This is a genomic window from Escherichia sp. HH41S (genome assembly GCF_009820115.1).
In the GTDB taxonomy this organism is placed as follows: domain Bacteria; phylum Pseudomonadota; class Gammaproteobacteria; order Enterobacterales; family Enterobacteriaceae; genus Escherichia; species Escherichia coli_F.
Genome location: NZ_VNXE01000020.1, coordinates 197,533 through 214,896 on the forward strand (window position 1 = coordinate 197,533; position 17,364 = coordinate 214,896).

16 protein-coding genes are annotated in these 17,364 nt (G+C 48.1%); 9 read left to right on the top strand and 7 right to left on the bottom strand.

Translation table 11 applies throughout. The annotated features are described in order from the left end of the window. The first annotated feature begins 99 nt into the window (after window positions 1-99). Window positions 100-951 (top strand): pyridoxine/pyridoxal/pyridoxamine kinase, encoded by an 852-nt coding sequence (gene pdxK / locus FQZ95_RS06035; protein WP_032303495.1) that lies wholly within the window; start codon window positions 100-102, stop codon window positions 949-951. 42 nt (window positions 952-993) lie between these two features. Here pdxK and crr read toward each other — a convergent pair whose 3' ends face one another. From crr to cysZ, 5 genes are all read right to left on the bottom strand, one after another. Continuing rightward, the gene (crr, locus tag FQZ95_RS06040; RefSeq protein WP_000522247.1) at window positions 994-1,503 is read right to left on the bottom strand and encodes a PTS glucose transporter subunit IIA; all 510 of its coding nucleotides are present in this window, start codon (window positions 1,501-1,503) and stop codon (window positions 994-996) included. A gap of 40 nt (window positions 1,504-1,543) precedes the next feature. Further along, window positions 1,544-3,271 (bottom strand): phosphoenolpyruvate-protein phosphotransferase PtsI, encoded by a 1,728-nt coding sequence (gene ptsI, locus FQZ95_RS06045; RefSeq protein ID WP_000623136.1) that lies wholly within the window; start codon window positions 3,269-3,271, stop codon window positions 1,544-1,546. A 44-nt stretch (window positions 3,272-3,315) separates the two neighbouring features. Then, complete coding sequence (gene ptsH / locus FQZ95_RS06050; protein WP_000487600.1) at window positions 3,316-3,573, bottom strand: phosphocarrier protein Hpr; 258 nt, start codon at window positions 3,571-3,573, stop codon at window positions 3,316-3,318. A 383-nt stretch (window positions 3,574-3,956) separates the two neighbouring features. Next, window positions 3,957-4,928 (bottom strand): cysteine synthase A, encoded by a 972-nt coding sequence (gene cysK, locus FQZ95_RS06055; protein WP_000034402.1) that lies wholly within the window; start codon window positions 4,926-4,928, stop codon window positions 3,957-3,959. A 184-nt stretch (window positions 4,929-5,112) separates the two neighbouring features. Continuing rightward, complete coding sequence (gene cysZ, locus FQZ95_RS06060) at window positions 5,113-5,874, bottom strand: sulfate transporter CysZ (RefSeq protein WP_000254839.1); 762 nt, start codon at window positions 5,872-5,874, stop codon at window positions 5,113-5,115. Between the two features lie 229 nt (window positions 5,875-6,103). Between cysZ and zipA the strand changes: the two genes are divergently transcribed. The 3 genes from zipA to FQZ95_RS06075 all read left to right on the top strand — a co-directional run bounded on the left by zipA (window position 6,104) and on the right by FQZ95_RS06075 (window position 9,408). Continuing rightward, window positions 6,104-7,102 carry a cell division protein ZipA gene (gene zipA / locus FQZ95_RS06065; protein WP_001353054.1) on the top strand — a complete coding sequence of 333 codons (999 nt, stop codon included), beginning with the start codon at window positions 6,104-6,106 and terminating at the stop codon, window positions 7,100-7,102. Window positions 7,103-7,172: 70 nt separating this feature from the next. Then, on the top strand, window positions 7,173-9,188 hold the full coding sequence (gene ligA / locus FQZ95_RS06070) for an NAD-dependent DNA ligase LigA (protein WP_000443686.1): 2,016 nt from the start codon (window positions 7,173-7,175) through the stop codon (window positions 9,186-9,188). A gap of 1 nt (window position 9,189) precedes the next feature. Continuing rightward, window positions 9,190-9,408 carry a DUF3820 family protein gene (locus FQZ95_RS06075; protein ID WP_000410201.1) on the top strand — a complete coding sequence of 73 codons (219 nt, stop codon included), beginning with the start codon at window positions 9,190-9,192 and terminating at the stop codon, window positions 9,406-9,408. On the opposite strand, the gene FQZ95_RS06080 is transcribed toward FQZ95_RS06075, so the two are convergent. Further along, window positions 9,405-10,403, bottom strand: coding sequence for a bile acid:sodium symporter family protein (locus tag FQZ95_RS06080; protein ID WP_000765604.1), 999 nt, complete (start codon window positions 10,401-10,403; stop codon window positions 9,405-9,407). The genes FQZ95_RS06075 and FQZ95_RS06080 overlap by 4 nt on opposite strands. A gap of 238 nt (window positions 10,404-10,641) precedes the next feature. Then, complete coding sequence (locus FQZ95_RS06085) at window positions 10,642-11,409, bottom strand: nucleoside-specific channel-forming Tsx family protein (RefSeq protein WP_160529995.1); 768 nt, start codon at window positions 11,407-11,409, stop codon at window positions 10,642-10,644. Window positions 11,410-11,665: 256 nt separating this feature from the next. Between FQZ95_RS06085 and FQZ95_RS06090 the strand changes: the two genes are divergently transcribed. From FQZ95_RS06090 to FQZ95_RS06110, 5 genes are all read left to right on the top strand, one after another. After that, window positions 11,666-12,919 (top strand): nucleoside permease, encoded by a 1,254-nt coding sequence (locus FQZ95_RS06090; protein ID WP_021521569.1) that lies wholly within the window; start codon window positions 11,666-11,668, stop codon window positions 12,917-12,919. A 54-nt stretch (window positions 12,920-12,973) separates the two neighbouring features. After that, window positions 12,974-13,903, top strand: a complete 930-nt coding sequence (locus FQZ95_RS06095) for a nucleoside 2-deoxyribosyltransferase (protein ID WP_000013329.1) — start codon at window positions 12,974-12,976, stop codon at window positions 13,901-13,903. Window positions 13,904-14,131: 228 nt separating this feature from the next. Next, on the top strand, window positions 14,132-14,965 hold the full coding sequence (xapA, locus tag FQZ95_RS06100) for a xanthosine phosphorylase (protein WP_105271491.1): 834 nt from the start codon (window positions 14,132-14,134) through the stop codon (window positions 14,963-14,965). Window positions 14,966-15,022: 57 nt separating this feature from the next. Then, complete coding sequence (locus FQZ95_RS06105; protein ID WP_105271492.1) at window positions 15,023-16,279, top strand: nucleoside permease; 1,257 nt, start codon at window positions 15,023-15,025, stop codon at window positions 16,277-16,279. A 74-nt stretch (window positions 16,280-16,353) separates the two neighbouring features. Beyond that, entirely contained in the window at window positions 16,354-17,238 is an 885-nt protein-coding gene (locus tag FQZ95_RS06110) for a LysR family transcriptional regulator (protein WP_032184818.1), read from the top strand. Window positions 17,239-17,364: the final 126 nt, after the last annotated feature.

Here is a 17,364-nt window from a genome sequence, read left to right on the forward strand (position 1 = left end):
TACCTTATCCTTGTTTTGTGATAGCCGATTTGACTGCCAGAATCAGGTAAAGTTTCGGTTGGAATACGATGAGGATCATCGGCAAGGAGAAAAAATTAAATGAGTAGTTTGTTGTTGTTTAACGATAAGAGCAGGGCATTGCAGGCGGATATCGTCGCCGTGCAGTCGCAGGTAGTGTACGGCAGCGTAGGCAACAGCATTGCCGTGCCTGCTATCAAACAGAACGGCCTGAATGTCTTTGCCGTGCCGACGGTATTGCTGAGCAATACGCCGCATTATGACACTTTCTACGGTGGTGCGATTCCGGACGAATGGTTTAGCGGTTATTTGCGTGCGCTTCAGGAGCGTGATGCGCTGCGCCAGCTGCGCGCTGTCACCACGGGCTATATGGGAACGGCATCGCAAATCAAAATCCTTGCCGAGTGGCTGACTGCGCTACGCAAAGACCATCCTGACTTATTGATTATGGTCGATCCGGTGATTGGCGATATTGATAGCGGAATTTATGTCAAACCTGACCTTCCTGAGGCATACCGACAATATTTACTGCCTCTGGCGCAGGGTATTACGCCTAATATCTTTGAGCTGGAAATCCTGACCGGTAAAGATTGCCGCGATCTCGACAGTGCCATTGCCGCAGCAAAAAGTTTGCTTTCAGACACCTTAAAATGGGTGGTCATTACCAGCGCCTCCGGTAACGAAGAAAATCAGGAGATGCAGGTGGTGGTGGTCAGTGCCGACAGCGTGAATGTCATTTCCCATTCTCGGGTAAAGACGGATCTTAAAGGAACAGGCGATCTGTTTTGCGCCCAGCTTATCAGTGGCTTGTTGAAAGGTAAGGAATTAACTGACGCGGTACATAGCGCGGGATTACGCGTGCTGCAGGTGATGCGCTATACCCAGCAGCATGGTAGTGATGAATTGATTTTGCCGCCCCTGACGGAAGCATAAAAAAATGGCGCCCATCGGCGCCATTTTTCACTGCGGCAAGAATTATTTCTTGATGCGAATAACCGGAGTTTCACCCACAGTCACGCTACCGGACAGTTTGATCAGTTCTTTGATTTCGTCCATGTTGGAGATAACAACCGGAGTCAGGGTAGACTTGGCTTTCTCTTCCAGCAGCGGCAGATCGAATTCAATCACAGTATCGCCAACTTTCACGCGCTGACCTTCTTCAGCAATACGCTTGAAGCCTTCGCCTTTCAGTTCAACAGTGTCGATACCGAAGTGAACGAACAACTCAACGCCGCTATCAGATTCGATAGAGAACGCGTGGTTGGTTTCAAAGATTTTACCAATGGTGCCGTCTACAGGCGCGACCATTTTGTTACCAGTTGGTTTGATAGCAATACCATCACCAACGATTTTTTCCGCAAAAACGACATCCGGCACGTCTTCGATATTGACGATCTCGCCAGAGAGCGGAGCAATGATCTCAATAGTTCCGGTATCCTTCTTGTCGTCGGAAACCAGAGATTTCAGTTTATCGAACAAACCCATGATCTTCTCCTAAGCAGTAAATTGGGCCGCATCTCGTGGATTAGCAGATTGTTTTTTCTTCAATGAACTTGTTAACCAGCGTCATTAACTCGTCCGTTGTCGGTTGAGCAAGAGCCTGCTCTGCTAACACCTTCGCATCTTCGAAGTTCGTGTTACGGATAATCTTCTTAATGCGCGGGATAGAAATGGCGCTCATAGAGAATTCGTCCAGACCCATCCCCAGCAACAGAAGTGTAGCACGTTCATCGCCAGCAAGCTCACCACACATGCCAGTCCATTTGCCTTCAGCATGAGAAGCATCAATAACTTGCTTGATCAAGTTCAGCACGGACGGTGACATTGGCTGGTAAAGGTGTGAAATCATATCATTACCACGGTCAACTGCCAGAGTGTACTGCGTTAAATCATTGGTGCCGATACTAAAGAAATCAACTTCTTTGGCTAAATGACGTGCAATTGTTGCGGCAGCCGGTGTTTCCACCATTACGCCAATTTCAATTGACTCGTCAAACGCTTTACCTTCGTCGCGCAGTTCCTGTTTGTAGATTTCGATCTCTTTGCGCAGTGCACGCACTTCTTCAACAGAGATGATCATCGGGAACATGATGCGCAATTTACCGAAAGCAGAGGCACGCAGGATAGCGCGGAGCTGATCGCGCAGGATTTCTTTACGATCCATCGCGATACGGATAGCGCGCCAGCCGAGGAACGGGTTCTCTTCTTTCGGGAAGTTCATGTATGGCAGCTCTTTGTCGCCGCCGATGTCCATGGTACGAACGATAACCGCTTGTGAGCCACACGCTTCAGCTACTGCTTTGTAAGCAGCAAACTGTTCTTCTTCAGTGGGCAGCGCGTCGCGGTCCATGAACAGGAACTCAGTACGATACAGACCAACGCCTTCAGCGCCGTTACGCTCAGCACCTTCAACGTCACGAACCGTACCGATGTTAGCGCACACTTCTACCTGGTGACCGTCCAGCGTAATAGCTGGCAGATCTTTCAGTTTAGCAAGCTCTGCTTTTTCAGAAGCCACTTGCTCCTGAACAGCGCGCATTTTATCAATAACTTCGTTGGTTGGATTGACGTAAACCTGATTATTTACGGCATCCAGAATCAGATAGTCGTCATTTTTCACCTGAGAGGTGACGCTACCGGTACCCACGATAGCAGGCAGTTCCAGAGAACGCGCCATGATAGAGGTGTGGGAAGTACGGCCACCCGCGTCGGTGATGAAACCCAGCACCTTCTTCAGGTTCAGCTGTGCGGTTTCGGACGGCGTCAGGTCAGCGGCAACCAGAATGACTTCATCCTGAATGGCGCTCAGGTCGATAATCTTCAGGCCCAGGATGTTGCGCAGCAGGCGCTTACCGATATCACGTACGTCAGCCGCACGCTCTTTCAGGTATTCATCATCCAGCTCTTCCAGGGCAGAAGCCTGACCTTCGATAACTTCATGAGCAGCTGCGTCAGCTGTCATGTGCTTATCTTTAATCAGGGCTATGATTTCCTGCTCCAGCTCCTCATCTTCGAGCAGCATAATATGCCCTTCAAAGATGGCTTCTTTTTCTTCACCGAACGTTTCACCAGCTTTCGTTTTGATCGTTTCCAGCTGGGCTGATGCCTTGGCACGACCGCTCAGAAAACGTTCAACTTCCTGATCAACCTGGTCGGCAGAAATTTTTTTCCGGTCAATGACAATTTCGTCTTCTTTCAGAAGCAGAGCTTTACCGAAAGCGATACCCGGGGATGCTAAAATGCCTGAAATCATAACCCTACCTTACTTGTGACTGATTTTTAAAAGAACCCGGGAAATTACTCGAGTTCCGCCATCAGTTTAACCAGATGTTCAACCGCTTTCTGTTCGTCTTCGCCTTCTGCGGAGATAGTCACAACGGTACCTTGAGTCAGGCCCAGAGTCTGCAGTTTAAACAGGCTTTTCGCGCTGGCGCTTTTGCCGTTGGAAGTCACAGTAATTTCAGAAGTGAAGCCCTTAGCTTCTTTTACAAACTGGGCAGCAGGGCGGGTGTGCAGACCGTTCGGAGCGGTAATGGTAACTTCTTGCTGGAACATTGTATTTCCCCAACTTATAGGTTTAGTGTTGTGGAACTAAAGTCTAGCCTGGCGGTTCGACTTTAGCCTGTATTGTTAGCGCCAGTTTTTAACAGACGCGACGCACGAAGAGCGCAATACAGTCCTTTGCTGGCGGGTGTTGACCGCTGACGTTTCGTACGTCATTAAACATTATGCCGCTAAAGGAAGAATTGAACCAAATCATAAAATCGATTCAGCTATGGCTTTTCCTGTAACGATTAATTTCGCGCATCAAAATAATTAGTCTGGTTAAATACCAGTTCCGACAGGCTGAATCAATGCCAGGAGGGGCGAAAGTTTGAAGCAGGCCACAAAAAAGCACCTGAAAAGGTGCTTTTTTACGCATTTTTAACAAGCTGGCATTACTGTTGCAATTCTTTCTCAGTGAAGAGATCGGCAAACAATGCGGTGCTTAAATAACGCTCACCCGATGACGGTAGAATAACCACAATATTCTTGTTGGTAAAGCTTTCATCTTCTTGTAGTTTCAACGCTGCAGCAACAGCCGCTCCAGAAGAGATACCTGCAAGAATACCTTCCTCTTCCATCAGACGACGCGCGGTAGAAATAGCTTCTTCATTGGTGATGCCAATGACTTTATCGACCAGCTTGAGATCAAGGTTAGCCGGGATAAAACCAGCGCCAATCCCCTGAATTTTATGCGGGCCAGGTTTAATCTCTTCACCTGCCAGCGCCTGGGCGATAACCGGAGAATCGGTTGGCTCCACGGCGACAGAGATGAGATCGGTCTTGCCTTTGGTGCCTTTAATGTAGCGGCTGACGCCGGTCAGCGTACCGCCAGTCCCAACACCAGCAATAAATACATCAACCTGACCGTCGGTATCTTCCCAGATCTCCGGACCGGTGGTTTTTTCGTGAATTTCAGGGTTTGCCGGATTGCTGAATTGTTGCAGCAGTAGGTATTTCTCTGGATTGCTGGCGACAATTTCTTCTGCTTTTTGGATTGCGCCTTTCATGCCTTTAGCACCTTCGGTCAGCACCAGGTTTGCACCTAACGCTTTCAGCAGCTTGCGGCGTTCAATACTCATGGTTTCTGGCATGGTCAGGGTGAGTTTGTAACCGCGAGCGGCAGCCACATAGGCCAGTGCAATCCCGGTATTACCGCTGGTTGGTTCAACCAGTTCAACGCCTGGTTTCAGCACGCCGCGCTTTTCGGCATCCCAAATCATATTGGCACCGATACGGCACTTAACGCTGAAGCTGGGGTTACGAGATTCCACCTTCGCCAGAATGCGTCCGTTACCGATGCGATTCAGGCGAACCAGCGGTGTGTGACCGATAGTCAGCGAGTTATCTTCAAAAATCTTACTCATGGCCTGTCCTTAACTGTATGAAATTGGGATACAACAGGTAGCATACCCGCTCAGAGAATATGCGGAAGTAAGGATTTAGCATATCTATATGCAGAAGGGAAATAATGATATGCAAGATGGAATAAGGGGTGGCATAAGCCACCCCTGTTTCACACAAACGGTTTACAAAATAACCGGTAGATTGTTACCGCCACATCGCGTGTTTATCGCGATAGCAATCGACCCACATCGCCGTCGCGCCACAAACGGCAACGGGCATAATGAACAGATTAAGCAGCGGGATCATCGTAAACAGGCTGGTTAAAGCACCAAACTGCATATTGGTGATTTTGCGTGTGCGCAGGGCGGTGCGCATCTCTTTAAACGGCACTTTGTGGTTATCGAAGGGGTAATCGCAATACTGGATGGCTAACATCCAGGCGCTAAACAGGAACCACAGTACCGGTGCGACGGTTTGCCCAATGCCAGGGATGAAGTAAAGAATTAGCAATACAATTGCGCGCGGCAGATACCAGGCAAATTTTTGCCATTCGCGTTTCATGATTCGCGGCACATCTTTCATGATACCGAAAATTCCGGTATCTGGCGGTGTAGCGCCAGTCAGTCTTGCTTCCAGTTGTTCAGCCAATAAACCGTTGAACGGAGCAGCAATCCAGTTAGCAATCGTTGAGAAGAAATAGCCAAACACTAACAGCACAGAGATGACAGCCAGGGGCCACAACAGATAGCTCAGCCATTGTAACCAGTCCGGAACATAACTCATGAGAGTCGGGATCCAGACATCGAGTTGCGTAAAGAGCCACCAGAATGCGCCCCCCATCAACAAAATATTGACCAGCAGCGGTAAAATAACGAAACGCCGAATCCCAGGTTGCGAGACGAGCTTCCAGCCTTGCGCAAAATAGTAAAAACCGCTGCGTGGGGCAGATGTGAATGATGAAACCATAATCAGGATGAGCTCCTTTTGACCAATCCCAGGAAAATTCTGCGTATTTTACCGGGTAATTGCGCAATGGACAGTTAGGATATGTTCGAAAAAACAGCAAAAAGCACGATTTCATCTATCTTTGTGCTGTGAAAGTTAATAGTGCACTTGCACTTGAGGTAATCGGCAAATACTCTTAGTGAGTAAATGTTTGCCGTGGTGGCAAGGTGTTAGAACAACAGAGAATATAATGATGCAGGATTTGCGTCTGATATTAATCATTGTTGGCGCGATCGCCATAATCGCTTTACTGGTACATGGTTTCTGGACCAGCCGTAAAGAACGATCTTCTATGTTCCGCGATCGGCCATTAAAACGAATGAAGTCAAAACGTGACGACGATTCTTATGACGAGGATGTCGAAGATGATGAGGGCGTTGGTGAGGTTCGTGTTCACCGCGTGAATCATGCCCCGGCTAACGCCCAGGAGCATGAGGCTGCTCGTCCGTCGCCGCAACACCAGTACCAACCGCCTTATGCGTCTGCGCAGCCGCGTCAACCGGTCCAGCAGCCGCCTGAAGCGCAGGTACCGCCGCAACATGCTCCGCGTCCAACGCAGCCGGTGCAGCAACCCGTGCAGCAGCCTGCCTATCAGCCTCAGCCTGAACAGCCGTTGCAGCAGCCAGTTTCGCCACAGGTCGCGTCAGCGCCGCAGCCAGTGCATTCAGCACCGCAACCGGCACAACAGGCTTTCCAGCCTGCAGAACCCGTAGCGGCACCACAGCCTGAGCCTGTCGCGGAACCGACTCCAGTTGTGGATAAGCCGAAGCGCAAAGAAGCAGTGATCATCATGAACGTCGCGGCGCATCACGGTAGCGAGCTAAACGGTGAACTGCTTCTTAACAGCATTCAACAAGCGGGCTTCATTTTTGGCGATATGAATATTTACCATCGTCATCTTAGCCCGGATGGAAGTGGCCCGGCGTTATTCAGCCTGGCGAATATGGTGAAACCGGGCACCTTCGATCCTGAAATGAAGGATTTCACTACTCCGGGTGTCACTATCTTTATGCAGGTACCGTCTTACGGTGACGAGCTGCAGAACTTTAAGCTGATGCTGCAATCTGCGCAGCATATTGCCGATGAAGTGGGCGGTGTAGTGCTTGACGATCAGCGCCGTATGATGACTCCGCAGAAATTGCGCGAGTACCAGGACATCATCCGCGAAGTCAAAGACGCCAACGCCTGATACACTTAAGGCAAATTAACTCCTCTTCGAACCCCCGCTTGTCGGGGGTTTTTAGCATTGATGGTGCGATATGGAATCAATCGAACAACAACTGACAGAACTGCGAACGACGCTTCGCCATCATGAATATCTTTATCATGTGATGGATGCGCCGGAAATTCCCGACGCTGAATATGACAGGCTGATGCGTGAACTGCGCGAGCTGGAAACCAAACATCCAGAACTAATTACGCCTGATTCGCCTACCCAACGTGTAGGTGCAGCGCCGCTGGCGGCTTTCAGCCAGATCCGCCATGAAGTGCCCATGTTGTCGCTGGATAACGTCTTTGATGAAGAAAGCTTTCTTGCTTTCAACAAACGCGTACAGGACCGTCTGAAAAGCAACGAAAAAGTGACCTGGTGCTGTGAGCTGAAACTGGATGGTCTTGCCGTCAGCATTCTGTATGAAAATGGCGTTTTAGTCAGTGCCGCGACCCGTGGCGATGGCACTACCGGCGAAGACATTACATCAAACGTGCGTACTATTCGCGCCATTCCGCTGAAGCTTCACGGCGAGAATATCCCGGCGCGTCTGGAAGTTCGTGGTGAAGTGTTCCTGCCGCAGGCCGGCTTCGAAAAGATCAACGAAGATGCGCGACGCACAGGCGGGAAAGTGTTTGCTAACCCGCGTAATGCGGCTGCAGGTTCACTGCGTCAGCTTGATCCGCGTATTACAGCGAAGCGACCGCTCACTTTTTTCTGCTATGGCGTCGGTGTTCTGGAAGGTGGCGAGCTGCCGGATACTCATCTTGGCCGTTTACTGCAATTTAAAAAGTGGGGTTTGCCGGTCAGCGATCGAGTAACGCTTTGTGAATCGGCGGAAGAAGTGCTGGCGTTCTACCACAAAGTGGAAGAAGACCGCCCGACGCTGGGCTTTGATATCGACGGCGTGGTAATTAAGGTCAACTCTCTGGCACAGCAGGAGCAGCTTGGCTTTGTCGCGCGAGCCCCGCGCTGGGCGGTAGCGTTTAAATTCCCGGCGCAGGAACAGATGACCTTTGTGCGTGACGTCGAGTTTCAGGTTGGGCGTACTGGCGCGATTACGCCTGTTGCGCGTCTTGAACCAGTCCATGTTGCTGGTGTGCTGGTGAGTAACGCTACACTGCATAATGCTGACGAAATCGAACGTCTTGGTTTACGCATTGGCGATAAAGTGGTGATTCGCCGCGCTGGCGACGTGATCCCGCAGGTGGTTAACGTCGTGCTTTCTGAACGCCCGGAAGATACCCGTGAGGTTGTATTCCCGACGCATTGTCCGGTATGTGGTTCTGACGTCGAGCGTGTGGAAGGTGAAGCGGTTGCCCGCTGTACCGGTGGCCTGATTTGCGGTGCTCAGCGTAAAGAGTCGCTGAAACACTTTGTTTCCCGCCGTGCGATGGACGTTGACGGTATGGGCGACAAAATCATCGATCAACTGGTTGAAAAAGAATATGTCCATACCCCGGCGGATCTGTTCAAACTCACCGCAGGCAAACTGACCGGACTGGAGCGCATGGGGCCGAAATCGGCACAAAATGTGGTTAACGCGCTGGAAAAAGCGAAAGAAACCACCTTTGCCCGCTTCCTCTATGCACTTGGCATCCGTGAAGTCGGCGAGGCCACCGCAGCAGGTCTGGCGGCATATTTCGGCACGCTGGAAGCGCTGGAAGCCGCTTCGATTGAAGAGCTGCAAAAGGTGCCTGATGTTGGCATTGTCGTTGCCTCCCACGTTCACAACTTCTTTGCCGAAGAAAGCAACCGCAATGTCATCAGCGAGCTGTTGGCGGAAGGCGTTCACTGGCCTGCGCCGGTGGTGATTAACGCGGAAGAGATTGACAGCCCGTTTGCTGGTAAAACCGTGGTGCTTACGGGCAGCTTAAGCCAGATGTCGCGTGATGACGCTAAAGCTCGACTGGTCGAACTGGGCGCGAAAGTCGCGGGCAGCGTGTCGAAGAAAACCGATCTGGTGATAGCGGGTGAAGCTGCAGGATCTAAACTGGCGAAGGCGCAGGAACTGGGCATTGAAGTCATCGACGAAACGGAAATGCTGCGTTTGCTGGGTAGCTGAGATGGAAAAAGAGCAGCTGATTGAAATAGCCAATACGATAATGCCGTTTGGCAAATACAAAGGGCGTCGCTTAATCGACCTGCCGGAGGAGTATCTTCTGTGGTTTGCCCGCAAAGATGAGTTCCCGGCAGGGAAGCTCGGTGAGCTAATGCAAATCACGCTGCTGATTAAAACCGAGGGGCTGACGCAACTGGTCCAGCCCCTGAAACGCCCACTTTAAGCTTTATCGGCGCTGCTTTCCTGCTGCGCCTGTAACTGTTCGGTCTGGCGTTTGTATCGACGCGCCAGCACCGCACAGACCATCAATTGGATCTGATGGAAAATCATCAGAGGCAGCACCATCATACCGATCACCGATGTGGGGAACAGAATGTTTGCCATCGGGATGCCATTTGCCAGACTCTTTTTCGAACCACAAAAGACGATAGTAATTTCATCTGCCTTATTGAAGCCTAGTCGGCGTGCCATAAAGACGTTAACTACAATCACGATAGCCAGAAGAACGCAACTGACCACCACGATAAACAGCAATGATCCCCAGCCAACTTTGTGCCAGATACCGTTAACGACGGCTTCGCTGAATGCCGTATAAACCACCAACAGAATGGACGTCTGGTCAGTTTTCGCAATCCATTTTTTATTACGCGACACCCAGTCACCAATCCACGGCCGGGAAAGATGCCCCAACACAAATGGCAGCAGCAGTTGCAGCATTATCTTACCTACCTGCTCAAGGCTGCCCCCTGCACCGTGAACATTCATCACCAGGCCAACCAGCAACGGTGAAAGGAAAATCCCCAGCAGGCTGGATGCTGACGCAGAACAAACCGCCGCCGCGACGTTACCGCCCGCCATTGACGTGAAGGCGATTGCAGACTGCACGGTAGCAGGAAGAATGCACAAGTAGAGAAAACCGGAGTAGAGCATCGGGTCGACATTTACCGGTTTCCACCAGGCAAACAGCACGCCCAAAATTGGGAACAGCACGAAGGTGCTACACATCACCCATAAATGCAGTCGCCAATGACCACCGCCAGCAATAATCGCCTCACGCGACAACTTCGCGCCGTGCATAAAGAACAGCAGAGCAATAGCTGCGGTAGTCAGATTTTCAAAGAAGGGAACGAAATCGCCCCTGGCCGGAAAGAAAGAGGCCAGCAACACCACCGTGATCAGGGTTAAGGTGAAAGGATCGAGGATACGAAAAAGTTTCATAAAGACTCCAGATGAACGATGCTTTCATTGTGCGTTCTTCTGATTGATAAATAAAACTGAATTGCTTAACAATTTGTGCGCGATAATGGAGAGTGAGTGGGGGCTCGCTTCGACTGGCGGGCTGAGTTGGGCAAGCAAATCCGAACGAATCAAATAAGGGCGGTCAATGAGTGCGCTTGATGACCGCTGTAATATTATTGCTGACGACCGTAGCCGTTTTAGTGTTATCAACGCAGGTTTAGAACTGATATTTTATTGAATAAATAATGCCATCCTGGAGGAAGGCTTCACCCAGTTTATTATCTGCGTAGCGATATTGAATCCCTGCCGTAAAATGCGGTGTCGCATTCCACCAAAACGCTACTGCTCCGTTTATACCTTCTTTTCCGCCATTACCTGCTGCATATGTAGCGTCGCGGTCAAATTCGTATTCATTCCAGTTAGTCAGGCTGAATTTTTCGCTACCAAGCGTGAAACTGTATCCGGCAACCCAGCCCAAAACATAGCCATTGTCACCGGTATAATAGGTTTGATCGGTGTAACGTTTCGCGAAGAATGGCTTAAACCAGTAACCATTTCCCGTAAAATTGTATCCAAGCCCGTAAAGGAATGTATCATCATAGAAGTTAACACGTTCAGGTGAACCGTAAGTCCCGTAAGCGTGAAGATAAAGATTCAGTCCTGTATCAACAAGATAAATGCGGTTGGTACTTTTAAAAGTATAACGTTGTTCACTGCCAGATTTTGAATGTCGGCCATTATAGAAGTTCTCCCAATCGAAGAACCCGTACATTTCTCCCCAACTAAAGTTAGCACCACCTTCTAATTCCAGATAGCCAAAATCATCTTTATGGGACTTATTACTGGTTTTCTCTGTCGTGCGGGATGTCCAGTCAAGATAATGCAGACCAATGTCAGCAAAGCCCCCTTTAAACTCGGCATAAGACATTTGCGGAAAAGCCATGGGAACCAGACCAAGGCTTAATGCAAGAAGCTGTTTTTTCATAGTATGTTCCACTTAAGTAATAAATTTAATGAATGTGATATGCTTACATATTTATGCTGTAATTATTTGGCATGTCTATTTTATTAGATTTATGACATCTCTAACCAATACATAATTATCACGTAATGATAGGGTGTCGATCTGAATGTGTTCAGGATTGATATCAAATTGCAATTGATATCCGTGGTAAAAAGTATTGGTAAATGTGATGAATTTCCGGTTATTTAAAGGGGGCTCAAAGTCGAAGGAGAAGATGGTGAATCTAAAACTACAATTAAAAGTACTTTCATTTCTGCAATTCTTTTTGTGGGGAAGTTGGCTCAATACATTCGGTTCCTATATGTTTATCACGCTGCGTTTTAAAGGCGAGGATATTGGTGCAGTCTATAGTACCTTGGGTATTGCAGCATTAATAACATCAACGTTATTTGGTATCGTGGCCGATAAATGGATTAGTGCTAAATGGATATATGCCGCTTGTCATTTATTTGGCGCGATAACATTATTTGTCGCTGCATCGGTTACCACGCCTTCGGCAATGTTCATTGTCATTTTACTTAACTCTCTCGTGTATATGCCAACGCTCGGTTTGAGTAATACAATTTCCTATTACCGCATACAAACTGCGGGGATGGATATTGTGACAGAATTTCCACCAATCCGTATTTGGGGCACGATTGGATTTATTGTCGCGATGTGGGCGGTGAGTTTGGCAGGTTTTGAATTAAGTCATATGCAATTGTATATCGGCGCGGCAGCTTCGTTAGGCTTGAGCCTGTTCACGTTGACATTACCGACTGTACCAGTGGCGAAATCTAACCAGGCGCAAGGAATGATAGACGTGCTCGGACTGCGTGCATTTGCACTGTTTAAGAACAGCAAAATGGCGATTTTCTTTATCTTTGCCATGCTGCTTGGGGCAGAACTACAAATTACCGGGATGTTTGGTAATACATTTCTCCACAGTTTTGAGAGTGTTCCAGAGTTTGCCAATAGCGTTGTTGTAACTCATGCTTCTATTTTGTTATCAATTTCTCAGATATCCGAAGTCTGCTTCATTCTTGCCATTCCCTTTTTCCTGAAAAAATACGGTATCAAAAATGTCATGCTGATGAGCATGGTGGCCTGGACGCTGCGTTTTGGTTTATTCGCTTATGGCGATCCTTCATTCGGCGGTACCATTCTGTTAATTCTTTCGATGATTGTTTATGGCTGTGCTTTTGACTTCTTCAATATATCTGGCTCGGTATTTGTTGAACAAGAAGTTGATCCATCGATTCGTAACAGCGCTCAGGGCGTTTTCCTGATGATGGCCAATGGTTTTGGTTGTATTCTGGGCGGTTTTATCAGTGGTAAAGTCGTCGATTATTTAACAACGGATGGCAATCCACAGTGGTCAACCATTTGGCTGGTATTTGCCGGATATTCACTGGTTCTGGCTCTCGCATTTATGGTGTTGTTTAAATATAAACACAACAGTAACCCGACAACATCCGGTCATTTCGCCTGATACGGAATTTATCAAAATTAATAATGTTTTATAGGATTAGCAAAGGAGGATATTATGGCAAATCAATTGTATAACCAGTGTCGGGTTTATTGTGCACCCTGGCGATTAGATGCTTTGAATTTAAATGATATCATTGATCAATGGATTGACGAGGGGCTGTTGCCGCCCCTGATCCATACTTTTCTTCCATATCGTGATGATGCCGGTGCCTCCAGTGAAGAAGAGATTTTTGTTAATGATGTCGCGAATATGGACAATAGTGTTGGGGTTATCGGTTATTTCGATGGTGGAACCTATGATTCCGGTTGTGCATGGGAAGTAGGCTATGCATGGGCTTTAGGGATGCCTGTTCACTTGGTAACGACAGACTTTCTTATATGGGCAGCGGGGAATTCTTCAGAGTTTTACCCTATAAGTAAGCTGATGAATTATGTGGCAAAAGTGGTTTCGGTGTCAGATTCCGATGCTAGCATCAGCAACTATCGTGAACAAACCAACGATATCATCAAGCGTGCGTTGCAAATTCTTCAACAAAATTTAATCGCCGACTTCGGCACGACGATTACTCCCGCTGTACCGATTACGCCATTGCCGATTGAGTATGACTATTATCTTGATCCTAACTTTATGTATACCGAACCCTCTCGGGGCTTACTGGAGAAAATCAAAGATGCGATCATTAGTGCAGGTAAGACTTTCATCGTTGGCGACAATATGAATGATATTGCGACTGATATTGATAACTTAAGAAAATCCAGACAGGCCATCTTTTATTCCGATACCTTCGAGCCGAATGTCGACACCGGTATTATGAATGGTATTGCCTATGCATTAGGACAGCAATCGATAGTTTATTGTAGCAAGCAACAAAAGTATCAATCTGCGCTCGCGACAGATTATTTGAATTTAATGATTACCTGGTCGTCAACGGTGGCGCATTCATTTGCGGAGCTTGAAACATTGATTGGTAACACAGAAAAATAATAGTTAATTTTACTGATTATCAGGTGAGTGATTGCCTGATAATCAGCTTTTGGTTAACCTCCAAAGAAAATTATACGGCCGTTATATTTCTCTGCTGGGGAACGATATGATCGATTTCAAAATCATATTGAATATCACAGGAAAATGTATTGGTCACTCGCGACTTTTTCTCGTTATAAAAAGATGCGACTCATATCTTACGAATAATGCATATTATAAGGACTTTCCATGACCCAACCTCATTTTTCACAAAACCCGTGGTATTGCGCAGATATCATTCGTCGACATAAACCAGATTTTACCCCACGCGTGGTGTTTATTTTGGGATCGGGGCTGGGAGCGTTAGCTGAACAAATAGAAGATGCTGTTGCCATTTCTTATAGCGATTTGCCGGGGTTTCCGGTGAGCACCGTACATGGCCATGCAGGAGAGTTGGTCCTCGGAGTGCTCTCTGGTGTGCCTGTAGCCTGCATGAAAGGTCGCGGTCATTTTTATGAGGGCCGGGGAATGACAGTCATGACTGATGCTATTCGCACGTTCAAGTTGTTGGGCTGTGAATTGTTGTTCTGCACCAACGCTGCAGGTTCGCTTCGTCCAGAAGTCGGTGCGGGTAGTCTGGTTGCGCTGAAAGATCACATTAATACGATGCCAGGCACACCGATGACAGGCCTTAATGATGAGCGTTTTGGCGAACGCTTTTTTTCATTAGCGAATGCTTACGATGCTGATTACCGCGCCGTTTTACAAACCGTCGCGCAGGAAGGAGGTTTTCCGCTGACAGAAGGGGTTTTTGTTTCTTATCCGGGGCCGAACTTCGAAACGGCGGCAGAAATTCGCATGATGCAGCTGATTGGTGGCGATGTTGTGGGTATGTCTGTAGTGCCTGAAGTGATTAGCGCACGTCATTGCGAAATGAAAGTCGTTGCCGTGTCCGCAATAACCAATATGGCAGAAGGCTTAAGTGATGTGAAATTGTCGCATGCCCAAACCCTGGCTGCAGCGGAGTTATCACGGCAAAACTTTATTAATCTGATTTGCGGATTCTTACGCAAAATCGCCTGAAAACAATAAAAATGGCCTCGCGGATGGGGCCATCTCACTGCGATAAGGAAATAAAAAATGAATATCGCAACGCGTTTAAAGGTAATGTCTTTCTTACAATACTTTATCTGGGGGAGTTGGTTAGTTACCCTCGGCTCTTACATGATAAACACCTTACATTTTACCGGGGCTGATGTCGGTATGGCATACAGTTCTAAAGGTATTGCGGCCATTATTATGCCAGCCGTTATGGGCATTATTGCCGATAAATGGTTACGGGCTGAACGTACCTATATGCTGTGTCACTTAATTTGTGCCGGGGTGCTTTTTTATGCCGCCTCTGTAACTGAACCGAATATGATGTTCTGGGTGATGTTGCTTAACGCGATGGCTTTCATGCCCACGATTGCGTTATCCAACAGTGTTTCCTATTCGTGTTTGGCGCAGGCCGGATTAGATCCGGTCACCAGTTTTCCGCCAATCCGTGTTTATGGTACCGTGGGATTTATTGTCGCAATGTGGCTGGTGAGTTTATTGCATCTGGAGTTAAGCAGTGTGCAGTTGTATATCGCCTCCGGAGCATCTCTAGTGCTAGCGGTCTATGCGTTAACGTTACCGAAAATTCCAGTGGCGGAACATAAGGCCAGTACGACGCTTTCCAGTAAATTAGGTCTGGATGCGTTTGTGTTATTTAAAAATCCACGTATGGCGATTTTCTTTTTATTTGCCATGTTATTAGGGGCGGTCCTGCAAATTACTAACGTTTTTGGTAATCCTTTTCTGCATGATTTTGCCCGCAACCCTGAGTTTGCTGATAGCTTCGTGGTGAAATATCCTTCCATTCTGCTCTCGGTATCACAAATGGCGGAAGTCGGCTTCATTCTGACTATTCCTTTCTTTCTGAAGCGTTTTGGCATCAAAACCGTCATGTTGATGAGTATGGTAGCGTGGACATTACGTTTTGGATTCTTTGCTTTTGGAGATCCGTCACCAGGTGGCTTTGTATTATTGCTGCTGTCGATGATTGTGTATGGCTGCGCGTTCGACTTTTTCAATATTTCCGGTTCAGTGTTTGTCGAGCAAGAAGTGGACTCCAGGATCCGCGCCAGCGCCCAGGGATTATTTATGACCATGGTCAATGGCGTTGGGGCGTGGGTTGGTTCTCTTCTGAGTGGCATGGCGGTTGACTATTTCACGGTTGATGGTGTTAAAGACTGGCAAACCATCTGGCTGGTATTTGCTGCGTATGCACTGGCCTTGGCGGTGATTTTTGCCCTGTTCTTCCGTTATAAACATGAACCTGAAAAAATGGCACAGAAATCATTGGCTCACTGATGTAAACAGGGTTTTCCTTGATTGCAATGTGCTAAGTTTGCAGCCTTACCCATACCGTATGGAGCGCAATAATTATGGAAAGTACACATCGTATTGATCTCAAGTTATTGCGCTATTTTCTTGCGGTCGCAGAAGAACTTCACTTTGGGCGGGCCGCTGCGCGGCTGAATATGTCGCAACCGCCATTAAGTATTCATATCAAAGATCTGGAACAACAGTTGGGCACTTTGCTGTTCGTTCGGCATTCGCGCAGTGTGGCGCTCACTCATGCAGGAAAAATTTTATTGGAAGAGTCACGTCGATTGCTGGCTAACGCCAGCCAGGCGCTGGCTCGAGTAGAACAGATTGGTCGTGGTGAAGCAGGGCGTATTGAGCTGGGCGTGGTGGGAACCGCGATGTGGGGGCGAATGCGTCCGGCAATGCGGCGGTTTTTGAAAGAGTGCCCTAATGTTCATGTCTCATTTCGTGAAAAATCCCCAGGGATGCAAATGGCGTTGCTTGAGCGGCGGGAACTGGACGCTGGTATCTGGCGGATGGCGATTGAACCAACAGTAGGATTTACCAGCCTGCGATTACACGAATCATCGTTTCTGGTGGCAATACCGGAAGATCATTATCTGGCTTGCGAAAACGCTATCCCGTTAATGGCATTACGCAATGAATACTTTGTGACGCTGCCATCGGTCCATTCCGACTGGGCGTTTTTACAGCGTGTCTGTCAGCAGGCGGGGTTTTCACCGATGATCGTCCGCGAGGCCGTAGAGCCGCAAACCGTACTGGCGATGATCAGTATGGGGCTGGGTGTAACATTAATGGCAGATAGCTATGCCCAAATGAGCTGGCCGGGGGTGGTATTTCGTCCACTCGAGGAACGTATTCCAGCAGACTTGTATATTGTTTATGAACAGCAACAGGCAACACCAGCGCTGGAGAGATTAGTTAATGCTTTGATAGCATGAAAGAAAATATCGCAGATAGCAAAAAAGCGCCTTTAGGGCGCTTTTTTACATTGGTGGGTCGTGCAGGATTCGAACCTGCGACCAATTGATTAAAAGTCAACTGCTCTACCAACTGAGCTAACGACC

Bases quoted from the DNA above. Each gene is read 5' to 3' on its own strand.
- pdxK (WP_032303495.1), top strand. From the start codon at position 100: ATGAGTAGTTTGTTGTTGTTTAACGATAAGAGCAGGGCATTGCAGGCG.
- crr (WP_000522247.1), bottom strand. From the start codon at position 1,503: ATGGGTTTGTTCGATAAACTGAAATCTCTGGTTTCCGACGACAAGAAG.
- ptsI (WP_000623136.1), bottom strand. From the start codon at position 3,271: ATGATTTCAGGCATTTTAGCATCCCCGGGTATCGCTTTCGGTAAAGCT.
- ptsH (WP_000487600.1), bottom strand. From the start codon at position 3,573: ATGTTCCAGCAAGAAGTTACCATTACCGCTCCGAACGGTCTGCACACC.
- cysK (WP_000034402.1), bottom strand. From the start codon at position 4,928: ATGAGTAAGATTTTTGAAGATAACTCGCTGACTATCGGTCACACACCG.
- cysZ (WP_000254839.1), bottom strand. From the start codon at position 5,874: ATGGTTTCATCATTCACATCTGCCCCACGCAGCGGTTTTTACTATTTT.
- zipA (WP_001353054.1), top strand. From the start codon at position 6,104: ATGATGCAGGATTTGCGTCTGATATTAATCATTGTTGGCGCGATCGCC.
- ligA (WP_000443686.1), top strand. From the start codon at position 7,173: ATGGAATCAATCGAACAACAACTGACAGAACTGCGAACGACGCTTCGC.
- FQZ95_RS06075 (WP_000410201.1), top strand. From the start codon at position 9,190: ATGGAAAAAGAGCAGCTGATTGAAATAGCCAATACGATAATGCCGTTT.
- FQZ95_RS06080 (WP_000765604.1), bottom strand. From the start codon at position 10,403: ATGAAACTTTTTCGTATCCTCGATCCTTTCACCTTAACCCTGATCACG.
- FQZ95_RS06085 (WP_160529995.1), bottom strand. From the start codon at position 11,409: ATGAAAAAACAGCTTCTTGCATTAAGCCTTGGTCTGGTTCCCATGGCT.
- FQZ95_RS06095 (WP_000013329.1), top strand. From the start codon at position 12,974: ATGGCAAATCAATTGTATAACCAGTGTCGGGTTTATTGTGCACCCTGG.
- xapA (WP_105271491.1), top strand. From the start codon at position 14,132: ATGACCCAACCTCATTTTTCACAAAACCCGTGGTATTGCGCAGATATC.
- FQZ95_RS06105 (WP_105271492.1), top strand. From the start codon at position 15,023: ATGAATATCGCAACGCGTTTAAAGGTAATGTCTTTCTTACAATACTTT.
- FQZ95_RS06110 (WP_032184818.1), top strand. From the start codon at position 16,354: ATGGAAAGTACACATCGTATTGATCTCAAGTTATTGCGCTATTTTCTT.